At 63.6% G+C, this 24,005-nt stretch carries 24 protein-coding genes, 1 pseudogene and 1 riboswitch; of the genes and pseudogenes, 10 read left to right on the top strand and 15 right to left on the bottom strand.

Annotation, left to right across the window (positions count from 1 at the left end; genetic code table 11):
• The 3 genes from groEL to NKJ04_RS31050 form a co-directional block, all read right to left on the bottom strand.
• The coding region (groEL, locus tag NKJ04_RS31060; protein ID WP_352679501.1) for a chaperonin GroEL at positions 1-859 on the bottom strand (859 nt) is incomplete at its 3' end.
• A gap of 62 nt (positions 860-921) precedes the next feature.
• Complete coding sequence (gene groES / locus NKJ04_RS31055; RefSeq protein WP_006203049.1) at positions 922-1,218, bottom strand: co-chaperone GroES; 297 nt, start codon at positions 1,216-1,218, stop codon at positions 922-924.
• Positions 1,219-1,451: 233 nt separating this feature from the next.
• A complete protein-coding gene (locus NKJ04_RS31050; protein WP_128304812.1) occupies positions 1,452-2,246 on the bottom strand; it encodes a class I SAM-dependent methyltransferase in 795 nt (264 codons plus the stop codon).
• Between the two features lie 72 nt (positions 2,247-2,318).
• On the opposite strand from NKJ04_RS31050, the gene NKJ04_RS31045 reads away from it, so the two are divergent.
• Positions 2,319-3,170, top strand: a complete 852-nt coding sequence (locus NKJ04_RS31045) for an ATP-grasp domain-containing protein (protein WP_128304811.1) — start codon at positions 2,319-2,321, stop codon at positions 3,168-3,170.
• A 67-nt stretch (positions 3,171-3,237) separates the two neighbouring features.
• Here the strand turns inward: NKJ04_RS31045 and NKJ04_RS31040 are convergent, their stop codons facing one another.
• Positions 3,238-3,864 carry a TetR/AcrR family transcriptional regulator gene (locus NKJ04_RS31040; protein ID WP_352679497.1) on the bottom strand — a complete coding sequence of 209 codons (627 nt, stop codon included), beginning with the start codon at positions 3,862-3,864 and terminating at the stop codon, positions 3,238-3,240.
• A 123-nt stretch (positions 3,865-3,987) separates the two neighbouring features.
• Between NKJ04_RS31040 and NKJ04_RS31035 the strand changes: the two genes are divergently transcribed.
• Genes NKJ04_RS31035 through NKJ04_RS31025 form a run of 3 tightly spaced genes read left to right on the top strand, consistent with a single transcriptional unit; the run spans position 3,988 to position 7,605 of the window.
• Positions 3,988-5,175 carry an MFS transporter gene (locus NKJ04_RS31035; protein WP_352679494.1) on the top strand — a complete coding sequence of 396 codons (1,188 nt, stop codon included), beginning with the start codon at positions 3,988-3,990 and terminating at the stop codon, positions 5,173-5,175.
• A gap of 13 nt (positions 5,176-5,188) precedes the next feature.
• Entirely contained in the window at positions 5,189-6,466 is a 1,278-nt protein-coding gene (locus NKJ04_RS31030) for a D-arabinono-1,4-lactone oxidase (protein ID WP_352679491.1), read from the top strand.
• A complete protein-coding gene (locus NKJ04_RS31025) occupies positions 6,466-7,605 on the top strand; it encodes a DSD1 family PLP-dependent enzyme (protein WP_352679488.1) in 1,140 nt (379 codons plus the stop codon). The genes NKJ04_RS31030 and NKJ04_RS31025 overlap by 1 nt, the downstream gene beginning before the upstream one ends.
• A gap of 4 nt (positions 7,606-7,609) precedes the next feature.
• On the opposite strand, the gene NKJ04_RS31020 is transcribed toward NKJ04_RS31025, so the two are convergent.
• Complete coding sequence (locus NKJ04_RS31020) at positions 7,610-8,443, bottom strand: AraC family transcriptional regulator (RefSeq protein ID WP_352679485.1); 834 nt, start codon at positions 8,441-8,443, stop codon at positions 7,610-7,612.
• A 294-nt stretch (positions 8,444-8,737) separates the two neighbouring features.
• A riboswitch (cobalamin riboswitch) is annotated at positions 8,738-8,944 on the top strand.
• Positions 8,945-9,106: 162 nt separating this feature from the next.
• Here NKJ04_RS31020 and NKJ04_RS31015 point away from each other — a divergent pair.
• The 3 genes and pseudogenes from NKJ04_RS31015 to NKJ04_RS31005 all read left to right on the top strand — a co-directional run bounded on the left by NKJ04_RS31015 (position 9,107) and on the right by NKJ04_RS31005 (position 12,010).
• A complete protein-coding gene (locus NKJ04_RS31015; RefSeq protein ID WP_352679482.1) occupies positions 9,107-9,895 on the top strand; it encodes an ABC transporter ATP-binding protein in 789 nt (262 codons plus the stop codon).
• 46 nt (positions 9,896-9,941) lie between these two features.
• Positions 9,942-10,889: an ABC transporter substrate-binding protein gene (locus tag NKJ04_RS31010; RefSeq protein WP_352679480.1), complete on the top strand. Its 948-nt coding sequence runs from the start codon at positions 9,942-9,944 to the stop codon at positions 10,887-10,889.
• Positions 10,890-11,024: 135 nt separating this feature from the next.
• Positions 11,025-12,010, top strand: a pseudogene (locus NKJ04_RS31005) (FecCD family ABC transporter permease).
• Between the two features lie 24 nt (positions 12,011-12,034).
• Here the strand turns inward: NKJ04_RS31005 and NKJ04_RS31000 are convergent.
• The 4 genes from NKJ04_RS31000 to NKJ04_RS30985 all read right to left on the bottom strand — a co-directional run bounded on the left by NKJ04_RS31000 (position 12,035) and on the right by NKJ04_RS30985 (position 15,591).
• Positions 12,035-12,883 carry a metal ABC transporter permease gene (locus tag NKJ04_RS31000; RefSeq protein WP_502897996.1) on the bottom strand — a complete coding sequence of 283 codons (849 nt, stop codon included), beginning with the start codon at positions 12,881-12,883 and terminating at the stop codon, positions 12,035-12,037.
• A complete protein-coding gene (locus NKJ04_RS30995) occupies positions 12,883-13,743 on the bottom strand; it encodes a metal ABC transporter permease (RefSeq protein ID WP_352679474.1) in 861 nt (286 codons plus the stop codon). Before NKJ04_RS30995 ends, NKJ04_RS31000 begins: the two co-directional genes overlap by 1 nt.
• Positions 13,744-13,771: 28 nt before the next feature.
• Positions 13,772-14,599, bottom strand: coding sequence for a manganese/iron ABC transporter ATP-binding protein (locus tag NKJ04_RS30990; protein WP_352679507.1), 828 nt, complete (start codon positions 14,597-14,599; stop codon positions 13,772-13,774).
• Positions 14,600-14,676: 77 nt separating this feature from the next.
• Positions 14,677-15,591: a metal ABC transporter substrate-binding protein gene (locus NKJ04_RS30985; RefSeq protein ID WP_502897995.1), complete on the bottom strand. Its 915-nt coding sequence runs from the start codon at positions 15,589-15,591 to the stop codon at positions 14,677-14,679.
• Between the two features lie 177 nt (positions 15,592-15,768).
• Here NKJ04_RS30985 and NKJ04_RS30980 point away from each other — a divergent pair, with 177 nt between their 5' ends.
• Positions 15,769-16,197: a Fur family transcriptional regulator gene (locus tag NKJ04_RS30980; RefSeq protein ID WP_023813521.1), complete on the top strand. Its 429-nt coding sequence runs from the start codon at positions 15,769-15,771 to the stop codon at positions 16,195-16,197.
• Between the two features lie 64 nt (positions 16,198-16,261).
• On the opposite strand, the gene NKJ04_RS30975 is transcribed toward NKJ04_RS30980, so the two are convergent.
• The 6 genes from NKJ04_RS30975 to NKJ04_RS30950 are packed head-to-tail and all read right to left on the bottom strand — an operon-like array spanning position 16,262 to position 22,071.
• Positions 16,262-17,197, bottom strand: coding sequence for a phosphatidate cytidylyltransferase (locus NKJ04_RS30975; protein ID WP_352679470.1), 936 nt, complete (start codon positions 17,195-17,197; stop codon positions 16,262-16,264).
• Positions 17,197-17,859, bottom strand: a complete 663-nt coding sequence (locus tag NKJ04_RS30970; protein ID WP_031213680.1) for a lysophospholipid acyltransferase family protein — start codon at positions 17,857-17,859, stop codon at positions 17,197-17,199. The genes NKJ04_RS30975 and NKJ04_RS30970 overlap by 1 nt, the downstream gene beginning before the upstream one ends.
• Positions 17,856-18,299 (bottom strand): hypothetical protein, encoded by a 444-nt coding sequence (locus tag NKJ04_RS30965; protein WP_023813523.1) that lies wholly within the window; start codon positions 18,297-18,299, stop codon positions 17,856-17,858. The genes NKJ04_RS30970 and NKJ04_RS30965 overlap by 4 nt, the downstream gene beginning before the upstream one ends.
• Positions 18,296-19,621 (bottom strand): phosphatase PAP2/dual specificity phosphatase family protein, encoded by a 1,326-nt coding sequence (locus tag NKJ04_RS30960; RefSeq protein WP_352679466.1) that lies wholly within the window; start codon positions 19,619-19,621, stop codon positions 18,296-18,298. The genes NKJ04_RS30965 and NKJ04_RS30960 overlap by 4 nt, the downstream gene beginning before the upstream one ends.
• A gap of 5 nt (positions 19,622-19,626) precedes the next feature.
• Positions 19,627-21,411, bottom strand: a complete 1,785-nt coding sequence (locus NKJ04_RS30955; protein ID WP_502897994.1) for a bifunctional alpha/beta hydrolase/class I SAM-dependent methyltransferase — start codon at positions 21,409-21,411, stop codon at positions 19,627-19,629.
• A gap of 51 nt (positions 21,412-21,462) precedes the next feature.
• Positions 21,463-22,071 (bottom strand): CDP-alcohol phosphatidyltransferase family protein, encoded by a 609-nt coding sequence (locus tag NKJ04_RS30950; protein WP_352629679.1) that lies wholly within the window; start codon positions 22,069-22,071, stop codon positions 21,463-21,465.
• 213 nt (positions 22,072-22,284) lie between these two features.
• Here NKJ04_RS30950 and NKJ04_RS30945 point away from each other — a divergent pair, with 213 nt between their 5' ends.
• Together NKJ04_RS30945 and NKJ04_RS30940 are read left to right on the top strand one after the other, a co-directional pair.
• On the top strand, positions 22,285-22,764 hold the full coding sequence (locus NKJ04_RS30945; protein WP_023813527.1) for a MarR family winged helix-turn-helix transcriptional regulator: 480 nt from the start codon (positions 22,285-22,287) through the stop codon (positions 22,762-22,764).
• A complete protein-coding gene (locus NKJ04_RS30940) occupies positions 22,761-23,942 on the top strand; it encodes an HlyD family secretion protein (protein WP_352553895.1) in 1,182 nt (393 codons plus the stop codon). The genes NKJ04_RS30945 and NKJ04_RS30940 overlap by 4 nt, the downstream gene beginning before the upstream one ends.
• Positions 23,943-24,005: the final 63 nt, after the last annotated feature.

The following is a 24,005-nucleotide window of genomic DNA, read 5'->3' as shown; positions in this document are numbered from 1 at the left end:
CCTTGCGGCGATCACCGAAGCCCGGCGCCTTGACGGCGGCGATCTTCAGGCCGCCACGCAGCTTGTTGACGACCAGCGTGGCCAGAGCCTCGCCTTCGACGTCTTCCGAGATGATGAGCAGCGGCTTCGAGGTCTGCACGACGGCTTCGAGAACCGGCAGCATGGCCTGGAGGTTGGACAGCTTCTTCTCGTGCAGGAGGATGTAGACGTCCTCGAGCTCGGCAATCATTTTGTCGGCGTTGGTGACGAAGTAGGGCGAGAGGTAGCCGCGGTCGAACTGCATGCCTTCGACGACTTCGAGTTCGGTCTCGGCGGTCTTGGCTTCCTCAACCGTGATGACGCCTTCGTTGCCGACCTTCTGCATCGCTTCCGCGATCATCTTGCCGACCGACTCGTCGCCATTGGCCGAGATCGTGCCGACCTGGGCAACTTCCTCGGAGGTCTTGATCTTCTTGGCAGCCTTGCCGAGCGCCGCGACGACTTCGACGACGGCCAGATCGATGCCGCGCTTCAGGTCCATCGGGTTCATGCCGGCGGCTACCGCCTTGTGGCCTTCCTGGACGATCGACTGCGCCAGAACGGTCGCGGTCGTGGTGCCGTCGCCGGCGATGTCGTTGGTCTTCGAAGCAACTTCGCGGACCATCTGCGCGCCCATGTTCTCGAACTTGTCTTCAAGCTCGATTTCCTTGGCGACGGTGACGCCGTCCTTGGTGATGCGCGGGGCGCCGAACGACTTGTCGATGACGACGTTGCGGCCCTTGGGGCCGAGCGTGACCTTCACCGCGTCGGCGAGGATGTTGACGCCGCGCAGCATGCGCTCGCGGGCATCACGGGAGAATTTTACGTCTTTGGCAGCCATTTTTAGCTCCTGGCAGGGGCTTTGATCGAGCCCGGGAATTCAGTTGACGGAAAGGCCTGATATCAGCCGATGATGCCCATGATGTCGGATTCCTTCATGATCAGAAGGTCTTCGCCATTGAGCTTGACTTCGGTGCCCGACCACTTGCCGAACAGGATGCGGTCGCCGGCCTTGACGTCCAGCGGGACCAGCTTGCCAGCTTCGTCACGAGCGCCGGAGCCGACAGCGATGATCTCGCCTTCCTGCGGCTTTTCCTTTGCCGTGTCGGGGATGATGATCCCGCCAGCGGTCTTGGATTCGGATTCGACCCGGCGAACGACCACGCGGTCATGAAGCGGGCGGAACTTCGACTTTGCCATTTTTTCTTCCTCGATGAGAACGGTGAGAAACAGTTCCTCCATCCGGCGGCGCCGGACATATGAGTTAGCACTCACCAATGGAGAGTGCTAACGTGGCGCTGAAATAGGCTGACGGCTTTTGAGAGTCAAGGTGCGCGAAGGCCGCGATGCGAGCGAAATTTTTCTCATGCTGCCGCACGATTTAACAAAGCCTGGGTTGCGCCTGCCCCGGCTCGAGTGCCGTCCTGCTATCTTCAGTGTCTTGGCGCCCGCAGCACCAACAGCGGGCATCGCTCGGCGAGCCCATAGCTCCCGGTCAAAGCGATGCGAACATCACCAAAGAACGCTTCCGCCTCGCTCGCCAATGCAGTCGCCGGCGCGAAGGTGTAGATGGCCGGCGAGTTCCGATAGACATCGATGGTGCCGATGGTGGGCAGGTCCCAGCCCGTGCGAGCCGAAAGCTCTTTGCGGTCAGGAAACAGTGCATCGAACCTTTCCGCGATCATCCTGACCGGAATGGCATGGTCGGGCGCATCGCCCGTCGCGGTCATTGCGACGCGCCATTTGAGTTCGTGGAAGGTCGAGACACCGCCCGACAGTGCAAGCGCCCGCACCGCCGCCGGATCGTCCGGTGTTTCGGGACCGGCAAAGAGACGCAGTCCCGCTCGGCCGCCGGTGCGCAGTACGCCGGCGATCGCCGCAAACAGCGCCCGGCGCGCGGTTGAAAGGCCGAGCGCCGACAGGCAGCCATCGCCGATCACCGCATCTATGCTTGCGTCCGACACCGGCAAGTCGAGCCAGTCGCCGTTGATTGCCTTTCGCAACGCGGTGTCGCCTGGCCAGATACCGGCGATCATGTCGGAGGATTCGTCGACGGCCATCATCGTCGTCCCGAGCCCGGCGAGTTCCGGCGTCACGCCGAGCAGAATGACGTGCGCCTTCGAAAGGTCGAGCTCACGCTCATAGGCCTCAACCGCTTCCGCTGGCGGCCGCAACGGTGGCCCGAGCAACTGCCAGTGCCCTCGAATGGCATTCCAATGGTCGGTCATCCACACCCCCAAGCCGGCATTGTATTTGCAGGCATAATGGAGGACGCTAATGAAGCCAAGCTCGGGGGGCGCATGACACGCATCGCGGTTATTACGCATGAGTTCGACAGGTTCGAACGCCGGCGTGGCCTGCTGTTTCGCCGCCGGAGCTCCTATATGCTTTTCGGTTTGCTGGAGGAACTGAAGCGACGCGGTCATTCCGTCCGCATAATCCCCGGAACGTCGGCAAAGCCGGAGGCCGACATCGCGGTGCTGCACGTCGATGCGACTGTGACGCCCCCCGAATATGTCGAATACGCACGCGCTTTTCCCTTCTGCCTGAACATCGGAGCCGCCGACATCTCCAAGCGACGCGTCAGTGGCGCGGTGATCGGCAAGGAGGACGACTGGCAAGGACCGGTCATCGTCAAGAGCAATCTCAACAATCTCGGGATGCGGGAGCAAGCGCTCAACCGGCGATCGCTGCGAGCCGGGAAGCCGAAGCCGTTTCCCGGCGTCGAGCTCATCGAGGGTTATCGCGTCTATGCATCCCTTTCGGATGTTGCGCCGGAGGTCTTCGACCGCAGCGATCTCGTCGTCGAAAAATTCATTCCCGAGCCGGAGGCGGACGGCTTTGGAGCCCGCTTCTGGATATTCTGCGGCGAGCGCGAGCGCTGCACCCGCCATGTCTCGCCGCAGAGCCTCGTCAAGGGAGACGACACGATCCGCCGTGAGCCGGTTCCGGTTCCCGACGAGCTTCGCACGTTGCGGCGCCGGCTTGGCTTTGACTACGGAAAGTTCGATTTCGTCATGCATGAGGGCAGGGCGGTGCTGCTTGATGCCAACAAGACGCCCGGTGGCGCCCGCAATCTTTCTGCGTTTCTCGCTGCCGGCAATGCCAATCTTGCCGAAGGCTTCGAAGCCCTAGTCCGCCAGGTCGCATAGCGGGCGTTCTGATGCTTGCGATGCCCGACACCTCTCATTCGCGGCAGCTTGCTGACGATCGCCACGGCTACAAAAACAGCCGCAGCTGGGTGTGAATGATAGACCGGTAATCCTCGATGGTCTGGCGGCTTTCCGGTTCGCCCTCGGCGAGCGCCAGGCGCACCACGCCGCCGGCGAGCTGGAAGATCAGCAGAACCATGCGTTCGAACTGCTCGCGCCTCTCGGGCTCGAGCAAGGCGATGACGTGGTCGCAGAACATTTTGGCTTGGTACCGGGTTTCCGCGATGTCGAGGTTCTTGAGCGCCTTGTCGGCCTGGATGGCGTTCTGCAGATCCTGGATGGCCGGATCGCCGGCGACACGGTTGAGATAATCATCGAGCAGCCGGTCAGCGGCCACGATCACATCCTTCGCCTCGTGGATTTCGGCGATGATCGTCGTCAGCCGTGCCCGGCTGACCTCTGAAAACCGTTCATAGAGCATCGCCAGGATCGCCGATTTGTTGGGAAAATAGTGGTAGACGGTGGCGATCGGCCCGCCCGCCAGCATGCCGACCTCCTTCATGGTGACGGCGTCGATACCCTTTTCCCCGATCAGCCGCATGGTCGTCGACAGGATCGCGTCGATGCGCTCGCGGCTGCGTTCCTGCTTTGGCCTGCGCCTCGGCTCGGTCGCCATTCTATTCAATTCCGTCATGCACCGATCTTTCGCACGATTTTCAAATTCCGGTTGACAAGAAATATGATCAAGTATCAGTTTCTGAAATACTGACAGGTTGTCAGCTTTTTTGCCGCACGGCAAGGACGTTGGGAGGCGCCTTTGGCTTCGACAGATACCGGCCATGCAGGCAGCGGCGACTGGCTGGTCGGCAATCCGACCGGCCGGCAGCTGGCGTCTGCCCTGTGGATCGGTTCGGTCGGCCTGCTCATTCTAGGCCTGCAGCCGGTGCTGCTTGGCGCCCTTTACACCGAGGGTCATGTCAGCGGCGATGAACTGGCGCTGGTCGCCACCGCCGAGATGATCGCCATTGCCATCGGTTCGGCTGTCGTGGCGATGCTGCTCTCGGCGCACAACATGCGCTGGAAAAGTGCCGTCCTTCTGCTGCTGCTGGCGCTGGCCAATGTGTGGACGGCCTATGCCGCAACCGCCAACACGCTGATCGCGGCCCGCGCCCTGGCCGGGCTCGCCGAAGGCGGTCTGGTCGCGGTCGCCACCGAACTGATCGCCCGTTCGCGGCGCGCCGAGCGCATCGGCGGCTATTTCGTCACCATGCAGACGCTGGCGCAATGCGCGCTTGCCCTGCTGCTGGCGCTTTATGTCATTCCGGCCGCCGGGTCGGCGGGCGGCTTCATCGTTCTTGCCGTCGTCTGCGTCGTGTCGCTGGCGGTCGCCTTCACCGTACCCGGTGACTATGCCGACCTGCCCAAGGAAGAGAATTTGGCCAATGTGCTGACTGTTCCCTCGATGACCGCGCTGTTGTCGGTCTTCTGCTACTTCATGTTCTTCGGCGCGGTCTGGGCTTTTCTGGAGCCGCTAGGCGCGCAATACGGCATCGATGGCCGCACCGTCGGCCTGATCGTCTCGGCCAGCCTCGCCGTGCAGGTCCTGGGGGCGATGACGGCGACGGCGTTCGAGGCGCGCATCGATTATCGCCTTGCCATCGCGGCGATCGGCGTCGTCGCGCTTGTCAGTTCCCTGGTTCTTGCCAGTAGCCCCGGCCTGACGACGTTCTGGGTCGCTGCCCTGGCCATGGGCTTTATCCTGCTGTTCATCGTGCCCTACCAGATCCGTCTGGCGATTACCGCCGACGAGACACGCACCGCCGTGCTGCTGGTGCCGGCAGCCCAGCTTTTCGGCCTGGCGATCGGGCCGATCGCGGCGTCGCTGCTCATCGATGGCAAGGATTTCCGGCCGGTGCCGGAATTCGCCGCCGCCAGCGCGGTGGCCAGCGTGGCGCTGCTCGGTTTGTTCGTCCTTGTGTCGCGTCGCCGTCGTGCGGTTGCCTGAGCGGGGAGGTGGCATGTCAAACATTTGGAGCAACTGGTCGGGCTTTGTAAGCGCCGAGCCCAAGCTGATCGCCAGCCCCGGCGATGCCGGTGAGCTCGGTGATCTCGTCCGGACCGCGCCTGGCCCGGTGCGCGTCGCCGGCGCCGGTCATTCCTTCACGCCGCTGGTGAAATCGCAGGGCACGATCCTGTCCCTGGAGAGGCTGGAAGGGCTGGTCTCGCACGATGCGCAAAAACATCAGGCGCGGGTGCGGGCAGGAACCCGGCTCGGCGCGCTGATGGGCATCCTGCAAGGTATTGGCCAGGGCCTGCCCAACATGGGCGATATCGACCGCCAGGCGATCGGCGGCGCGCTGGGCACCGCCACGCACGGCTCGGGACCGACGCTCGGCGCCTATCACACGCAGCTGGAGACGGTGCAGATCGTCGACGGGCTTGGCAAGGTCCGCGACTTCAAGCAGGCAGGGGATCAGGACATGATCCATGCCATCGGTGTCGCGCTCGGCGCTTTCGGCGTGCTCACCGAAGTGACGCTGAACAACATCGCGACCTACCGGTTGCGCCGCCGCAAATGGGTGCTGCCGATCACCGAGATGCTGCGCGATTTCGAGGCAATGATGGCCGCGCATCGCTCGGCCGAATTCTACTACATTCCGTTTTCCGGCTATGCGCAGTTCATCGCCAGCGATTTCAGCGACGCCGCACTCACCGCACGGCCGCCGGAAGAGGACGAGTCGGGTTTGAGGACACTGCGCAGGCTGCGCACCTCACTTGCCTGGCTGCCATCGCTGCGTGGCCGTCTGATCCGTTCGGCGGCCGCCAGATTTCCCGCCGAGGACTATGTGCAGGACTGGCTCAACGTCTATGCCAGCGACCGGCAGACCAAGTTCAACGAGATGGAATATCATTTGCCGTTCGAGGAGGGGCCGAAGGCGCTGGCCGAGATCATCGAGCTGACCGAGAAGCGCTTTCCCGAGGTCTATTTCCCGATGGAGGTGCGCTCGGTCGCGCCGGACCAGTTCTGGCTTTCGCCATTCTACAACAGGCTGACCTGCTCCATCGCCATCCACCATGATGCAGCGAACGATCCTCTGCCGTTCATGCGGGCGGCAGAGCCGATCTTCCGCAGATATGGCGGCAGGCCGCATTGGGGCAAGATGCACAGCCTGAAAGCGGCGGATCTGAAAAAGCTCTATGCGCGCTGGGACGACGCCATGGCGGTGCGCCGCGACATCGATCCGCAAAACCGCTTCGTCTCGCCCTACATGGCCGGCCTGTTCGGCATCGAATGATGAGCACCTATTTTTCCACCCTCTCGGATGCGCTGAAGACCGCCGGCATCTTCCAGCCCTGCCTGTTGCTCGATCGCGACCGGCTGGACAGCAACATTGCCCTGGTGAAAGACAGGCTCGACCCCGGCCTTGCTGTGCGGTTGGTCGACAAATCGCTCGCCTGCCTGCCGCTGCTTGCGCATATCGGCAAGGCGCTCGGCACCAATCATGTCATGACCTTCCATCCGCCGATCAGCGAGGCGGTGCTGAAGGCGTTTCCGGATGCCGATCTGCTGTATGGCAAGCCGATGCCTGTCGATGCGGCAAGGGCTGCGCTGGTGAAGGGTAATGTTGACTGGTCGCGTGTCTGCTGGCTGATCGACAGCGAGGAGAGACTGGCGGAATATGGCGCCCTCGCTGGCGAACTCGGCATCGGCCTGCGCATCGCTTTCGAGATCGATGTCGGGCTGCATCGCGGCGGGTTCGCCAATCCTGAGGCCTTGTCGAAGGCGTTGAGCGCGTTGCCGGCCCGGCTGCATTGCGAAGGCGTCATGGCCTACGAGGCGCATGCGCCGCTCATTCCCGGCCTTTTCGGCGGACCGGCAAAGGCATTGGCCAAGGCGTCGGCGCAGGCCTCGGCGTTCGTCGCCTGTCTCGGCGCCGACCAGCGCCGTATCCTGAACATCGGCGGCAGCAAGACCGCACTGCTTCATCATGGCGGCATGGCCAACGAGGTTTCGATGGGCTCGGCCTTTGTGCTGCCCAGTGATTTCGATACGCCAGGCCTCGACGGCTTCCAGCCGGCGGCCTTCATCGCCACGCCGATCCTGAAAATGGTCGAGCCGATGCTGCCTGGCCCGCCGGCCGTCACCCGCCTGCTGCAGGCGCTCGGCCGCTTCCCGCGCAAGGGCTGCTATCTCTATGGCGGCAAGTGGATGGCCGAGCCGGTCTTCCCCGAAGGCATGAAGGCGAACGGGCTGCTCGGCCTGTCCTCCAACCAGCAATTCATGGGCTTGCCCGCCGACGCGACCGCAAAGCCCGGCGACTACGCCTTCCTGCGCCCGACGCAGAGCGAAGCCGTGCTGCAGCAGTTCGGGTCGATCGCTGTGTTTTCCGGCGGCGGGATAGTCGATCGCTGGCCGGCGCTGCCGATGGCCTGACCGACTACGCCCTCACCGGTATCCAGATCTCCAGCCCGCCATTGCCGCTGCGTGGATCGAACTCAGGGCCGTAGCGTTCGAATTCCGGCGCATCCGATATCTCGTGGCCGGAAGCCGGCAGCCATTTGTTCCAGATCGTGTTGACCGTCCGGCGAATGGTCGAGATGTGTTCGCGGTGGGCAAAGACCGCATATTTCTGCGCCGGCACCCGCACCCGGCTGAATTCCTTGGGCAGGTCGGAAAAATCAGACACTTCGACGCCGGCGATGTAGTCGAAATTGCCGGCATCGTCGCCGTTGACGCAGACGCCATAGGCGACATCGCCGGCCTCGCCCGGAATGTTGCCGATATAGGGGCCGAAGCGCTGCCATTGCATCGGGATGGCGGCGCTGGTTTCGCAGCTGTAGCGTTCGCCGAGGCCGGCGATCAGGAACGGCCGGCTGGTCTCGAAACGCGGTGGTTCGAGATTGGTGAGGAAGGACTGGTCCATCAGGATCGGCTCCACGAGGTCGAGCTTGTCGAGTGTGCCTTGCGCGCGCACCAGTTCCGGCGTGGTGCCGAACTGATCGCGGAAGGCACGGGTGAACGCCTCATGCGAGTTGTAGCCGGCGTCGAGCGCGACGGAGAGAATGTCGGGCGCCCCGCCGGCCAGCTTGCGCGCCGCCTCGGTGAGCCGGCGTGAGCGCATGTAGCCCATCACCGAGCGGCCCGTGGCAGCGCCGAAAGCCCGCGTCACATGAAAACGCGACACGCCGCTGCTTTGCGCGACATCGTCAAGCGAGATCGCCTCCGGCAGATGACTTTCGACGAACCACAGCGCTTTCTCGGTCGGGTTCATTTTGCTCCTCGCATTGGCCAGATCATCCTGCCGTTTCCTGGCGCGGCCAGTTTGATCGAAATTGCGCATCCCGCGCAATCGAACCGATCCCGTCACAGTCGCACACCGATATGGCACAGCGGTCGAGCGCCCCTTGCCGCCGACGAGCCAAATTCGGCAGGCTTCGCTTGACAGCGCCAGGCGGCATCCTCTAAAGCGTAATGTTATTACATATCGAAAGCGTGAAATGCATGTTTTCCCTAGCCGGCCCACCACTCCGTCCGAGAAATCCATTGCGAAGCGATTGGGGGAAATCTACGCTGAAGCGGTGATGGTCCCCGAGTCGAAAGGCGAGGGGTGAAAAGGGAACACGGTGAGATCCCCAGGGGTCGAGGCCGTGGCTGCCCCCGCAACTGTAAGCGGCGAGCAAAATCCGTGAATGCCACTGGCCGGCAAGGCTGGGAAGGCAGGATGGCGCAACGACCCGCGAGCCAGGAGACCTGCCATCACTGAGTTGACCGGACGGGGTGTGCCGGGAGGAAACGCGAATCCCGGTCTTGTCGGCCGCTTCGCCAGCTTCCTTCCGTCGCCAGTTTTGGAAAGTGACGGAAAGTTGGACGGCTCTATCGATCATCGCATCATCGTGTGCACGCTTTGCCATCCCGGCAATCTGGCGGGCAGCCGATGACCGTAGCGCTTCTCGAAGCACATGACCTCTGCGCCATGGCGAATGGCCGGGATCTGGTCCAGGCGGTCAGCTTCTCGGTGGCCGCTGGCGATCGCCTTGCCATCATCGGTCCCAACGGCGCGGGCAAGACGACGCTGCTGCGCATGCTGTCGGGCATGCTGCGGCCGAGTTCCGGCGAGGTGAACCTCGGCGGGCGCCGGCTGGACGGGATTTCCGCCGCCGAGCGGGCGCTGCATATCGCCGTTGTCGGCCAGACCGACCAGCCCGATCCGCGGCTGGCGGTGATCGACTATGTCGAGCTGGGCCGGGTCCCGCACGCTCGGCTACGGCGCAGGAGCGAGGAGCGTGACATTGTCGTCGATGCGCTGCGCCGGACCGGCCTGCTGCCGCTGCTTGGCCGCACCATCGGCTCGCTGTCGGGCGGCGAGCGCCAGCGCGCCCAACTGGCCCGCGCCATCGCCCAGCAGCCAAAGATCCTGTTTCTCGACGAGCCGACCAACCATCTCGACCCGCGCGCCCGCGGCGAACTGCTCGACCTCGTCGCAGGCTTCGAGATGACGGTGATCGCGGTGCTGCACGATCTGGCGCTGGTGGCACCGTTCGCCACCAGGGTGGCGGTGATGAACCATGCCCGTCTGCAAGCGCTCGCCGCACCGCGCGAAGCGCTGACCCAAAAGCTGATTCGCGAGATTTTCGGCATCGATGTGCTGCGTCTGCGCCATCCGACCGAAGACCGCGAACTGACGGTGTTCGAGATGCCGAACCGTGCCGCGCCGCCATTCTGATTGAAGCCGTCACATATCGATCAATCCCGTCCACAGGAGAAAACCCTTGAAACGCCTCGCTTTTTCGCTTGCCTTCTCGCTGCTGGCCTCGACAGCCCTGGCCTTCCCGGTGACCGTCGACAGCTGCGGCAAGCCGCTGACCTTCGACGCGCCGCCGAAGCGTGCCGTCATTCAGGATCTCAACATGGCCGAGATGGCCTTCGCGCTGAAACTGCAGCCGGCGATCGTCGGCCTGACCGGCATCTCCGGATGGTACAAGGTCGGTCCCGAATTCAAGGCCGAGCAGGGCTCGATCCCGGAACTGGCGCCGAAATACCCCACGCTCGAAAACCTCGTCGCGGTCGAGCCGGATTTCTTCTTCGCCGGCTGGTATTATGGCATGAAGCCGGGCGGCGAGGTGACACCCGATACGCTTGCCCCGCACGGCATCAAGACGCTGGTGCTGACGGAAAGCTGCGTCCATCTCGACAAGAGCCGCCCCGCCGCCTCGATGGACCTGCTCTATGGCGACGTCGAAAAGCTGGGCAAGATCTTCGGCAAGGAGGCCGAAGCTGAGAAGCTTGTCTCCGGCTGGAAGACGCGGCTCGCCGACATCACCGCCAAGGTCGGCGACGCCAAGGGAACGCGGGTCTTCCTCTATGATTCCGGCGAGGACAAGCCGTTCACCGCAGGCAAATTCGCCATCCCCAGCGCCATGATATCAGCCGCCGGCGGCGACAACATCATAGCCGACATGGACACCAGTTGGGGCAATACGGACTGGGAAACGGTGGCGTCGCGCAATCCGCAATTCCTCATCCTGCTCGATTACCAGGATGGCGGTGGCTACAGGAAACTGCTCGATTTCCTGAAGGCGCATCCGGCCATGAAGGAGACGGACGCGGTCAAGAACGAGCGCTTCGTCGCCCTGCGCTATGCCGAACTGACGCCGGGACCGGCCAACATCGAAGCCATCGACAAGATCGCCAAGGCCATGCATCCGGAAGCGTTTTGATGCCTGTCGCCCAAAAGTGCGCAGCGGTTTTGGGGCAACGACATGCATGAACAAAAGATCCTGGAAGTGCGTCGCACGCGTCCTGACAGACGCGACGCATTTCCAGGCTTGCGCCATCCGGCATTTGCACTGGCCATGCTGGTGGGAGCGGCGGCGATCGCCGCTCTCGCTCTGCTGTCGATCGCCTATGGTTCGACACTGATCCCGTTGACCGATGTTGTTGCCGCGCTTGGCCGTGCAATCGGCTTCAGCGGGCACGACGTGGCAGGACCGGTCGGCAAGATCGTCGTCGACCTGCGGCTGCCGCGCACGATCCTGGCCATCTGCGTCGGCGCCGGCCTCGGCGTCGTCGGTGCGCTGCTGCAGACGGTGACCCGCAACGACCTCGCCGATCCGTTCCTGTTCGGCCTGTCGTCGGGCGCCGCCGCGGGTGCGGTTTCCGTTATCACCGTCTTCGGCGACAGTTTCGGCATCTGGACATTGCCGGTCGCGGCCTTCACCGGCGGCATATTGGCTGCCGGCGTCGTGCTGCTGCTGGTTGCGCGGGTGAGGGGGCAAGGCCCGGAGCGGCTGATCCTTGCCGGCCTTGCCGTGTCCTTCATGTTCACCGCCTTGACCAACTATCTTGTCTTTGCCGGCGATCAGCGCGCCGCCCACTCCGTGCTGTTCTGGACCATGGGGGCCTTGGCCTGGCGCGCTGGGATAATATCTGGCTGGGCGCGCTGGGAGCAGGCACCATTCTGGCTTACGCGCTGTGGAACCATCGCAGGCTCGATGCCTTCCTGGCCGGCGAAAACGCCGCCGAAAGCCTGGGCGTGCCGGTGGCGCGGATGCGAAGGATGACCTTTCTCGTCGCCGCCTTCTCGACGGCGATCCTGGTCTCGGTCGCCGGCGTCATCGGCTTCGTCGGGCTGATGATCCCGCATCTGTCGCGGCCGCTGGCGGGCCCCTTGCACCTGCGCCTGGTTGCCAGCTGCGCCGTCTTCGGCGCGGTGCTGTTGCTGGCCAGCGACCTCCTGGCCCGAACGCTGCTGCCGCCGCAGGAACTGCCGATCGGCATCATCACCAGCTCGGTCGGCGCGTTCTTCGTCGTCACCATGCTGATCCGCAACCGGCTTTGAGTGCGGCTTGGGTCAGGGCCGCGATTACTCTCCCGAAATGCCCAGCTGCACCCGTTGCTTTGGGCGCTTCGACTGGAACAGGGCAAGCAAAAAAACGCCGGCCTGAACGACGATGATCGTCGGGCCCGTGGCTGCGTCGATGTGATAGCTGAGGATCGTTCCCACGACGCTCGACCCGATGGCGGCGGCTGCTGCAATGGCGAGCATGCGCTCAAAGCTCTTCGTCAAAAGAAAGCCGATCGCTCCCGGCGCGATCAGCATGGCGATGACAAGGATGATCCCGACAGCCTTCAGCGAGGCCACGATGGTCAACGCGAGCAGCGTCAGCAGCCCGAAATGCAGCAGGTTGACGGGCAGGCCGATCGCGCGCGCATGGGCCGGATCGAAACAATAAAGCAGCAGATCCTTGCGTTTTGCCAGAACGATGAGGATCGCCGGCACGACGATGACCGCCGCCTCGATCACGTCGCGCCACTGGACGCCGAGCATGTTGCCGAACAGGATATGATTGAGATGCTGGTCGGTCTCGACTTTGACGAACAGCACCAGGCCAAACGCGAACATGCCTGAGAAGACGATGCCCATGACTGCGTCCTCCTTGATCCGGCTGTGCTGCTTGAGGTAGCCCGTCGCCAGCGCGCAGCCAAGTCCTGCCACGAAGGCGCCGAAGGCAAGCGGGATCCCGGCGATATAGGCGAGCACGATACCCGGAAGCACGGCATGCGAAACGGCGTCGCCCATCAGCGACCAGCCCTTCAGGACGAGATAGCAGGACAACACCGCGCAAATGGCGCCGACCAGAACGGCGACGGCGAGACCGCGACGCATGAATTCGTGGCTGAGCGGTTCGGCGATCCAGGACCAGATCGTCATCATGACGCGACCTGCGATGCGGCACGTGCCGCCCGGCGTGCGGCGAGCCGCCCATGTTTGGGTGCGAAGACGAAGGCAATCAGAAAGACCACGGTCTGCAGCACCACGATCAGTCCGCCAGTCGCGCCATCGAGAAAGAAGCTGAGATAGGCGCCAACCGCGCTCGTCGCCGCGCCGATCGCCATCGCGAGCAGGATCATGACGCCGAACCGATCGGTAAGCAGATAGGCGGTGGCGCCAGGCGTTACCACCATCGCGATCACGAGGATCGCGCCGACGGTCTGGAGCGCGGCGACGATGCAGGCGCTGAGCAGCACGAAGAACAGGACCCGCAACCGCCACGGATTCAGGCCGACGCCGCGCGCATGGTTCTCATCGAAGAACACCAGCATCATATCCTTCCATCGAAGCCCCAATACAGCCAGCGAAACCGCTGCGATGAGGATGACCTGGGTTACATCCTCGTCGGAGATTGCGAGGATGTTGCCGAGTACGATGGACTGGATGTTTACGGAGGTCAGACTGATCGACGCAATCAGCAGCCCGCCAGCGAACAGCGTTGTAAAGACAAGGCCGATCACGGCGTCCTCGCGAAGTTGCGTCACGCGCCGCACCAAGGTGATGCCGAGTGCGGCGATGAGGCCGGAGGCGAATGCGCCGGCGGCATAGGGAAGGGCCAGCATGTAGGCGGCCGCAACGCCGGGCACCACCGAGTGGGCAAGCGCGTCGCCCATCAGGGCCCAGCCCTTTAGTATGAGATAACAGGACAGGAACGCGCAGACCATGCCGACCAGGGCGCTGACCCAGATGGCCTTGGCCATGTAGTTGTAGGTGAAGGGTTCCAGCAGGATGTCGATCACGGGGCTGGCGATCCGCTGTCGGGCTTCATCATCTTCTCTTGATCCCGCTCGCCGTAAGCACCAGAGGACGCTCGTCATCGGTCAGCACGGTCAGGTGGCGAGCGTCGGGGTCGTCATGAAGATCGGCGCCGCCGAGGCGCAGATGCCTCAGCACGCCGCCAAAAGCTTTCGCAAGATTGGCTTGCGTAAACGTTGTCTCTGTTGGTCCGAAGGCCAGCACCGTCTTGTTGAAGATGACGACATGGTCGCAGAAATTGACGATGCTGCCGAGATTGTGCGTCGACACCAACATCAGCTTGCCGTCGTCGCGCATCGACCGAAGGAGATCGATGATCGCTGCTTCGGTCTGCACGTCGACGCCGGTGAACGGCTCGTCGAGCAGGATGATTTCGCCGCCCTGCGCCAGAGCGCGCGCCAGGAACACACGCTTCTTCTGGCCGCCGCTCAGTTCGCCGATCTGGCGCTTGCGAAAATCGGTCATGCCGACCCGTTCCAGTGCCGCGTCGACCGCCATGCGATCGGCTCTGCCTGGGATACGCAGAAAATTCATGTGGCCGTAGCGGCCCATCATGACGACATCTTCCACCAGCACCGGAAAGTTCCAGTCGACATCCTCGCTCTGCGGCACATACGCGACTAGGCCGCGCTTCAGCGCTGCGTGGACGGGCAATCCGGCGATAAGCACTGTTCCTGTCGACGGCGTCAGGAAGCCCATCAGCGCCTTGAACAGCGTCGATTTGCCGGAGCCGTTGACGCCGACCAGCGCGCAGATGGTGGAGGCGCCGAGCCTGAAAGAGGCGGAGTGTACGGCCGTGACCCCGCTTGAATAGCTGACGGTGACGTCGTCCACGTCGATGGAGGCAACGACCCGGCCGCTACCGGTCGATGTTCGATCATGGCTGCTGTCCGGAGCGAGCGCGGTGCGAACCCCGGTCACCCGCCGAACCCCTGGACGATCGTCTCGACGGTGGTTTCGAGAAGCTTCAGATAGGTCGGAACCAGGCCGTCTTCCTCGCTCAGCGAATCGACGTAGAGAACGCCTCCATAGGTGGCTCCGGTTTCGCGCGCGACTTGCTTGGCCGCCTTGTCGGAAATGGTGCTTTCGCTGAACACCACCGGAATCTTGTTCTCGCGCACCAGGTCGATCAGCTTGCGCGCCTGTTGCGGGGTGCCTTGCTGGTCGGCGTTGATCGGCCACAGATAGGCTTCGCGCAGGTCGAAGTCGCGTGCCAGGTAGCTGAAAGCGCCTTCGCTTGTAACCAGCCAGCGTTGGTCCGTGGGGATCGCCGACAGGCGCTTGCGCATGGGCTCGTCGATTGCCTTGATCTTTTCCGAATAGGCGGCGGCATTGGCGGCATAGACCGGGGCGTTTGCCGGATCCGCCTTGGACAGCGCCTTGCGGATGTTCTCGACATAGATGAGGGCGTTCTTCGGCGACATCCACGCATGCGGATTGGGCTTGCCTTCGTAAGGTCCCTCCTTGATCCCCATCGGCTCTATGCCCTCCGTGACGACGGCACTCGGCACGTTCTTCACGTTGTCGAAGAATTTCTCGAACCAGCGTTCGAGGTTCATGCCGTTCCAGAGCACGAGGTCGGCCGATTGCGCCCTCACCACGTCGAGCGGCGTCGGCTGATAATCGTGGATTTCAGCGCCGGGCTTGGTCACCGACTCTACGATTGCCGCGTTCCCGGCCACGTTTTGCGCGATATCCTGGATGATCGTGAACGTCGTCACGACGCGCAGAACCTTCCCTGCCGAAGGCTGAGTCTCCTGTGCCATGACCGGAACGAGGCTCGCCATCGTCGCAAAACCGATGGCCACAAGGCCGCCAAGCGCCCGCAGCATCGTCCTGCGGGTTGGGGAAGCAGAAACAGTCATCGGATGCCTTTCGACTGGAGTTGATCGTCGCCCATGCGCTGCTCACGTCATGCTAATGCAAGTGATTTGCATCTGATATTGCAGTTGCAACTGATTTGCAAGTAGCTAATTGCAGTCGCGTGGCAACGCGGCTAAGTATGACGGATGAAAGCGGACAACGACCTTTTCGAGCGATTCCGGAGCAATTTGAAAGCCGCCGGTGTCCGGATGACTGAACAACGCAAGGTGATCTTGCGGCTGCTGGCGGATGCGCATGACCATCCGGACGCGAACGAATTGTATTCTCGTGCCCACCAGATCGACGGCAGCATTTCCTTGTCGACCGTCTACCGGACGTTGCGGCTCCTGGAGGAGAAAGGCGCCATCCAGCGTCATGCCTTCGACGAGGGCCGCGCCCGGTTCGAAAACGCGGACCGTGAACATCACGACCATCTCATCGACCTCGACACCGGTCAGGTGATCGAGTTCCGTTCCGACAAAATCGAGAAACTGCAGGCCGAGATAGCGTCGGAGCTTGGCTTCGAGATCGTCCGCCACAAGCTGGAACTGTATGTCAGGAAACGCGCTAAATAGCGTGGTTTCTGGTCGTCACCATGCTCATCCGCAACCGCTTTGGGCGCGGCAACAGATCGCCGGATCACACGGTCCAGAAATAGCGCACGATGTGGAAGAACACCGGGGCGGCGAAGACCAGGCTGTCGGTGCGGTCCATCATGCCGCCATGGCCTTCGATGAGATGGCCCCAGTCCTTGACGCCCTGATCGCGCTTGATGGCCGAGGCGACCAGCCCGCCGAGAAATCCCATCGAGCAGGCGACGAAGGCCACGGCTGCTGCCTGCAGCGGCGAGAAGGGTGTCACGAACGATAGCAGCGCGCCGAGCAGGCTCGCCGACACCAGTCCGCCGATCAGGCCTTCCCAGGTTTTCGACGGCGAGACGTTCGGCGAGAAACGGTGTTTTCCAAACAGCTTGCCGAAGATGTATTGCAGCACGTCGCTGCCTTGCACGACGATGATGAGAAAGGCGATCAGCAGCAGGGTGCGGCCTTCGAAGCCCGGCACGTCGAGTGTCAGCAGGGCAGGGACGTGGCTGACGCAATAGACCGAGATCATCACCGCCCATTGTTGCGCGGCGATCCGCTCGAGGAAGCGTTCCGTGTCGCCATGCAGCGCCGTGATGGCCGGCATCAGCAGGAAGCAATAGACCGGAATGAAGATGACGAAGAGCCCGTACCAGGCGGTCCACACCAGCCAGTACTGAAACGGGATGATGATGCCGAACATGCCGAGCAGCACCCAATGGTCGCTGCGGCGCGTATGCGTCAGCGTCACGAATTCGCGCAGCGCGGCGAAGGAGATCAGCGCGAACAGGATGGTCATCCCGTAACGGCCGAAGAAAAATGCGACCGTCATCAGCGCCACCATCACCCACCAGGCGTTGATGCGCTGGGTCAGATTGACCAGCGTCGAGCTAAGCGGCTTTGGCGCCCGCGCGCAAAGTATGGCGGCAACGATGCTGGCGGTGGTCAAAACCGCCAGCAGGCCAATGATCAGGATGGAGATCTCGTGGCGCATCAATCGTCTCGCTCGGGACGCGGGTTGAGCGCCAGAAGCGTGGCGTGGGCGCGTTCGAGGAAGGCGCGGCGTTCTTCGCCCGGACCGATCGCCACCGGCGGGCCGAAGACGACGCGGCACAGCAGCGGCACCGGCAGGAATTGGCCTTTGGGCAGCACGCGCGACATGTTCTCGATCCAGCACGGGATCAGCTCGACCTCAGGCCGCGCCGTCGACAGATTGTAGAGCCCGGAGCGGAATGCCAGCAGCGGCTCTTCGGTCATGTTGCGTGTGCCTTCGGGAAACAGGATCAGCGAGTGCCCCTGGTCGAGAACCGACAGCATGATCTCGATCGGATTTTCCTCAGGTCTCGTCCACTGCCGGTTGATCAGCACCGACGACAGCATGTCCTGCGCGATGAAGCGGCGCAGCCGCGACTTCCCCCAATATTCGCCTGCGGCAACAGCATGGGTGATCGCGCGCTCCCTTTCGCTGAGGCAGGCCGACAAAAGGATGAAGTCGCCATGGCTGGTGTGGTTGGCGAAATAGATGCGCTGGCGGTCGGAGGGCAGGCTGCCGTTCCAGATCGGCCGCACCCCGGTTACCATCCGGGCCAGCGCCGACAGGCCGACGGAGGTTACCGTCTGCAGCAAGGTGAAGGTCTTGAGCGAAAGCCTGTTCATCGCGGCGCCCAAAACCCTGCCGCCAGAAGTGCTGCGGCAAACAGAGCCAGGGCGGCACGCTGCTTGAGCAGCAGACGACGCGTGCCGGCCATGCGGTCATCAAGCGAACGTGTCGCGGACGGGGCCGTTTTCAGGCGCATGCGCGCCAGCATGTCGTCCACTGCGGCACCGCCGGAAGCTTCGTCATCATGGCTGGCCATGATCCGGAACAGCAGCGCGTCAAACGCCAGCAGTGTCGACAGCATCAGCACCGCCACCGCGCTCGCGGCGGTGATCGACAAAGCAACGGCCGCGGGCAAGTTTTCGAAAGCGCCGCGCGTCGAGGCAGCCAGCGGCGCAAGGATATTCGCGGCCACCACGATTGCGGCCGGCCACCCTGCCTGCCGCATCAGCATGCCGGCGAAGCGGTCGGTGCGGTCCTGATAGGCATTGCCGGTCATGACGCTACCGGATCCGTGGCTTCGGCAAGATGGACCGGCCGGCCGGCTCCCATCAGCATCTCGCGGGCAAGCGCCGGCGTCCTGGCTCTGTCGGTCGCCACAAGCCATTCGGCGACGACGCCGGCGCTGCGCTGGAAGCCGAGCGCGCAGCACACCAGCACGGTGCCATCCCGGCGCGCGCTTTCCAGCGCGCCGGCTGCCTGTTGCTGTACCGACACGGGCGGCGGCAACAGGTCGATCATCGGAAAGCTGATCCAGCGGCAATCGGGTGCCGCCGGTCTTTCAAGTTCGGCGGCAAGGTCGATGACCGTGCCGAAGCCGTTGGCCTCGCGTGTAGTGGGAAAGCGCCCGAGAAAGACGCCATCGGCAATCGCCACCTGGGGAGCAAGTTTGCGCGTCCAGGCCCATATGTTTGCCCTGGCGCCGAGACGGTAAGGCAAGAGCAGGACACGGCTTGCAAGCGTGATGCTGCCATCGGCGGATTTCTGGAACACTTTTTCGCCTGCCCCTGCATAGGCGAGGGCGACGATGGCCAGCGCCAAAGCCGGCCAAAGCAGGAAGAGGGCGACAGCGCAAACGAATGCACCGAGCGCGGCGCCCGCCAGCGCGAGCACGGCGCCCAGCGCATAGAACCGCGCCAGCCGCCGCGCTTGCACATCGCTGGTTAGCCGGAAGCCTGAAAACGGCAACGCGCCGCTGCGCGGAAACAGCCACAACGCAAAGAATCCGAGCAGCGCGCCGGTCGGGATGTCGATGAAATGATGCTGCCAGGTCGTCAGCACCGAGGCGCCGATCAGGAAGCACCAGCCGTGCCAGAGCGCCAGGAGAAAACCGCCGAGCCGACGGCGCCAATGATCCCAGATGATCACCAGAAGGGCGATGTGCAGCGAGGGCGCCTGGTTGAACGGCTTGTCGAAACCGCCGAGCACGGCAAACAGGAAGCCGGGCAGGCCGGTCGTCGCCGGCCGCACGAATGTCGCGGTCAGCGGGAACAGGATGAAGCAGGCAACGGCGACGACTTGCGCGGTGAGATAACGCCCGGCCAGGCGGTCGACCCCTTGCCTGTTGTCGTTGAGCAGCAGCGACAGGCCGTAGAACAGGTTGATCGACCAGTAGGGCACGATGGTCCAGGCGACGAACGGGATGCTGTGTTCCCAGGAGAACACGATGCTGCCGACATCGTCGCGCCGCGACGCCAGCCAGTTGGCGAAGCCGTAGCTGAGATAGAAGAACGGTGCCAGCAAGGCCAGCCACAGGGCTGCCCTGACGACCACCCGTCCATAAGGCTCGGCGCGCGCGGTGGATGCAGGCGATGAGACCATGCTGTTCAGCGGCGCCGCGCGACCGAGACGGTGAAGATGCCCCATTGGTCGATGCGCTGGTCGAGCTTTTCGAAACCGGCGGCTTCGACGAGCTGGTCCATCTCGCCTTGCGTGCGACGCCGCATGACCCAGGCCTCGCCGCCGCGATGCGAGGTCAGGCTGCGTGCGATCATCTCGAGCTGCGGGTGCCAGGGCTGGTTGGTGTAGAGCAAAAGGCTTCCCGGCTGCATGGCGCGGGCGAGCCCACCGAGCGAGCGGGCGATCATCGCATTGTCCGAGAACAGCTCGTAAAGGCCGGAAACGATGGCGAGGTCGGGCGCTGGATCGGCGCCGGCGAGCATGTCGGCATCGAAAGCGTCCGCACGCTGGAACGAGACATCAGCCGGCAATTGCCGCTCAGCGATCAGCTTGCGGCCAAGCTGGACGTTGAGGTCGGAATAATCCTGCAGGCGAACGCTCGCTGGCTGGTCGGGGCTCTTCGCGATGGCATCGAGAACATAGCGGCCATGGCCGGCGGCGATGTCGAGAATGTGCGCCGGCCGACCAGCGGCCTTGAGCGTCGCCAGGCAAGAGCCGATGAGCTCTTCGAGATGCAGCTTGCGCTGGCGGATGCCGCGCCAGCCGATGGCTTCCAGGAAAATGCGGTCGACGACGCGGCCAAGAGGTGTAAGACCCCGCGCGTCGTTCTCGTAGACGTAATCCAGCGTCGAGCCGGAATCGAAGCCGGTGGCGATGCCGGTCTTCATGCCCTGCGAGACCCAGGCGCCCATGCGGATGGAGGCACGGCTGAATGCCCAATAGAGACCTTTGGGCGACAACAGATCGAGCGGCGAGGCAAGCCTGTCGGCCTCGTCGCGGGTGTAGCCCGCAATATCCGCCTGCTTCAGGTCGACCGGCGCGTCCGGTGCCGCGAACTGCCTGGCCAGGAACGGCCGGATCAGCTCGAGGGCCTGCGCCCGGTCGCGTTCGCCCAGCGTGTCGTGAAAGAAGCCCGGCAGCACATGGCGTTCCTTGGCGCGGCTGCCGAGATTGACGAAGAACTCGTGCTGCGGGCCGTGGCGCACCACCCAGTCGCTGCCCGAGAGCAGAAGCTGGGTCGGCACGCTGATGGCGCGGGCGTCAGCGACGATGCGTGCGGCATGCTGGTAGAGTTCGACCAGGATGTTGGAAGCGATCGGCCGCGCGATCAGCGGATCGCTCTCGAAGGAGGCGATGCGCACAGGATCATGGGTCAGGAATTTCGCCTTGACGTAGGAATTGACGAAAAAGCGGCCCTTGATCTTCTGCCAGAGCGCGATGCCCTCCTTGGCGAAGGGTACGTAGAGTTTCACCGAGAAGGCCGGTGAAGCCAGCACCATGGCGCGCAGCTTCGGCGCATAGTCATGCACCCAGGCGGCGGCGAGCACGGCGCCGAAGGACTGCGCGATCAGCGCGATATCCCCAGTGGCGACGCCATCCCTGGCTGCAATCTCGCGCATGAAGCAGTCGATGTCGCGCACCAGCGCCGAGAAGTACGGGGCATAGCCGCGCTCGCCGGATGAGCGGCCATTGCCGCGGGCGTCCCAGGCATAGAAGGCGTGGTCCGGCATCCGCAATTCATCGACGAGATGGGCCATGCGGCCGCCATGCTCGTGGCCGCGATGGAAGAGCACCACCGCGCCTTTGGCATCGGCCGAAGCCGCAGGCCAGAATCGGTAGAAGATCTCCGCCCCGTCATGGCTGCGGAAGACCCGCTCCTGCGCTTGCCGCGCAAGGCTTTGCGTGGCCGCGGCGGCGATCGGTTCGTGCATCATGGTCTTTTCCCTCTGGCGGCCCAATGGCGGCATGGCGAGCCTCGATGCTCAGCTGGCGCTGCCAATAAGGCCAGCGCGTATCCGGTTTATGGCGGTCAGCAGCGAAAGCGTTGCCATGGCCGGAAACACAAATGGCGCGATGGATGCCGGCCACAGCCCGGCGGCGCACAGCACGGCGACCACACCCAGTGCCAGCGCCCTGTCGCTCTTGCCGAACGGCCCGGCATAGTTGCGTCCGACCTTGGCGGCGATGCCGAGCACGCCGGCGAACTCGGTCAGCACGGCCGATATCGCGAAGGCGATGACGCCCCATGCGCCAAACTCCGGAAAGACGGCAAAAGGAAGAATCAGCGCGAGGTCTGAAACGACGTCGCACAACTCGTTCAGATACATGCCGAGCGTCGACGCCTGCCCATGTTCCCGCGCCAGCATGCCATCCACGGCATTCAGCGCCATGCGCACGAACATCACCGCGGGGATCAGCAACAGCAGCCAGCGCCATTCGTGCCAGATCGCAATGGCCGCGCCGGCGGTTATCGACATCACGGCCGCCAGGATGGTTATGCTGTTTGCGGTGACCCCGATTGCCGCCAGCCGATTGACCAGCGGCCGCAGCCGTCCCTGGAAAGCCGGCTTGAGAGCGTAGAGCGTCGGCATTTTCGTGATCCCCCGATCCTGACCAACGGCTGTACATCAATATGTCACACCCGACCAGCATGACGTGGCGGAGCGGCGAAGCCGGCTGGCATGGCGACAGGCGATCACCAATCGGTAACCATGCCTGCATCGCATGACTGTCGTGCATATCTGCCGGCTTCTTATGCAACGCGGCATCTTGAATAGTGAGCACGCTTATTATATATCCCGCTCATGGTTTCCGATGGCATCGACAGATTGGGCTTCTTGATCCACGACGTGCAGCGCCTGATGCGCAAGCGCTTCGAGGCGAGGGCCAGTGGCTTGGGGCTTTCTTCGGCGCAATGGCGGCTTCTGGTCCGCGTTGCCAAGGAAGACGGCGTCGCGCAGGCACGGCTGGCCGAACTTCTCGAAATCGAGCCGATCAGCGTTTCGCGCCTGGTCGACCGCATGGAGGAGGGAGGCTGGATCGAGCGTCGTGCCGACGCCGCCGATCGTCGCGTCCGCATGATCTTCCTGACGCCCAAGGCAAGCGATGCCTACGCCGTGATCAAGAGCATTGCCGGAGAAGTCTATGAGGAATCGCTGGTCGGCGTGAAGCCGGAAGCCCGTCGCGTCCTCGTCGAAGGGCTCGAGGCGATGGTCCGCAACCTGACCGACGACGAGACGCCGTCCATTGAAAAAGTGAAGAATACAGAAGGCGCAGCAGCATGAACGCGGTGGCCAAGATAGACAAGAACACGACCGAACTGGAGATGGAAGCGCAGGCGCAGCCGGCCGCGGCCCCGTTGGCGGTTGCTCCCCCAGTGCAGCCGGCCTCGGCGCCGGTGAAGAAAAATCGCCGGCTGGGCCGCCTTCTGCTGATGGTTGCGCTGCCCGCGGCACTCGCTGTCGGCGGCGGCTACGTCTGGGTCACCGGCGGCCGCTACCAAGAGACCGAGAACGCCAACCTGCAGCAGGCCAAGGTGTCGATCGCTTCCGACACGGCAGGCCGCATCGTCAAGGTCGACATCTTCGATAACCAGCTGGTCAAGCAGGGTGACGAGCTCTTTGCCATCGACCCCGAGCCATACCGGATCGCGCTGGCGCAGGCCGACGCGGCGGTGGCGGGCGCGCGTCTCAATGTCGAGCAGCTGCGCGCGGCCTATGGCCAGTCGATGGCTCAGCAGAAGTCCGATGCCAGCCAGGTCGTCTTCGCCCAGTCGCAGTTCGACCGCGCCGCCGATCTTGCCCAGAAGGGCATCAACGCCAAATCGTCGCTGGACGAGGCCAAGAACGATCTCGACAAGGCCAAGCAGCAGCTGGCCGTTGCCGAGCAAGGCATCATCAGCGCCAAGGCAGCCCTTGGCGGCAATCCCGATATCGAGACCGACAAGCACCCGACCGTGATGGCCGCGCTCGCCGCGCGCGACAAGGCGGCCTACGACCTGGCGCAGACCACGGTCAAGGCGCCGGCGGACGGCATCGTCAGCCAGGCCTCGTCGTTCAAGGTCGGCCAGTATGTCGGTTCCGGCACGCCGCTGTTTTCACTGGTCGAGACCGGCGACACCTGGATCGATGCCAATTTCAAGGAAACGCAGCTCACCCACATGAAGCCCGGCCAGAAGGCCGAGATCGTGGTCGACACCTATCCAGGGCGCACCTTCGAGGCGACGGTCAAGGCGATCGGCGCCGGCACGGGAGCCGAGTTCTCACTGCTGCCAGCCCAGAATGCCACCGGCAACTGGGTCAAGGTCACGCAGCGCATCCCGGTTCGTCTCGAATTGACCGATGCGGACGCCAAGATGGCGTTGCGCACCGGCATGAGCGCCACCGTTACCGTCGACACCGGCGTGGCGCGTGGCCTGCCTTCGATCTTCGGTCACGCCACGGCTGGCGAGGCCGCGCAGTAACGTCAGAATGCCGCAGGACCAGCGGCGGAGGTGAATAGCAGGATTGGTCTGATGGGAGGAGCT

Source organism: Mesorhizobium sp. M0618 (assembly GCF_040320765.1).
Lineage (GTDB): Bacteria > Pseudomonadota > Alphaproteobacteria > Rhizobiales > Rhizobiaceae > Mesorhizobium.
Note: the sequence above shows the minus strand (reverse complement) of the source record. Positions and strands in the feature narration are given on the sequence as shown.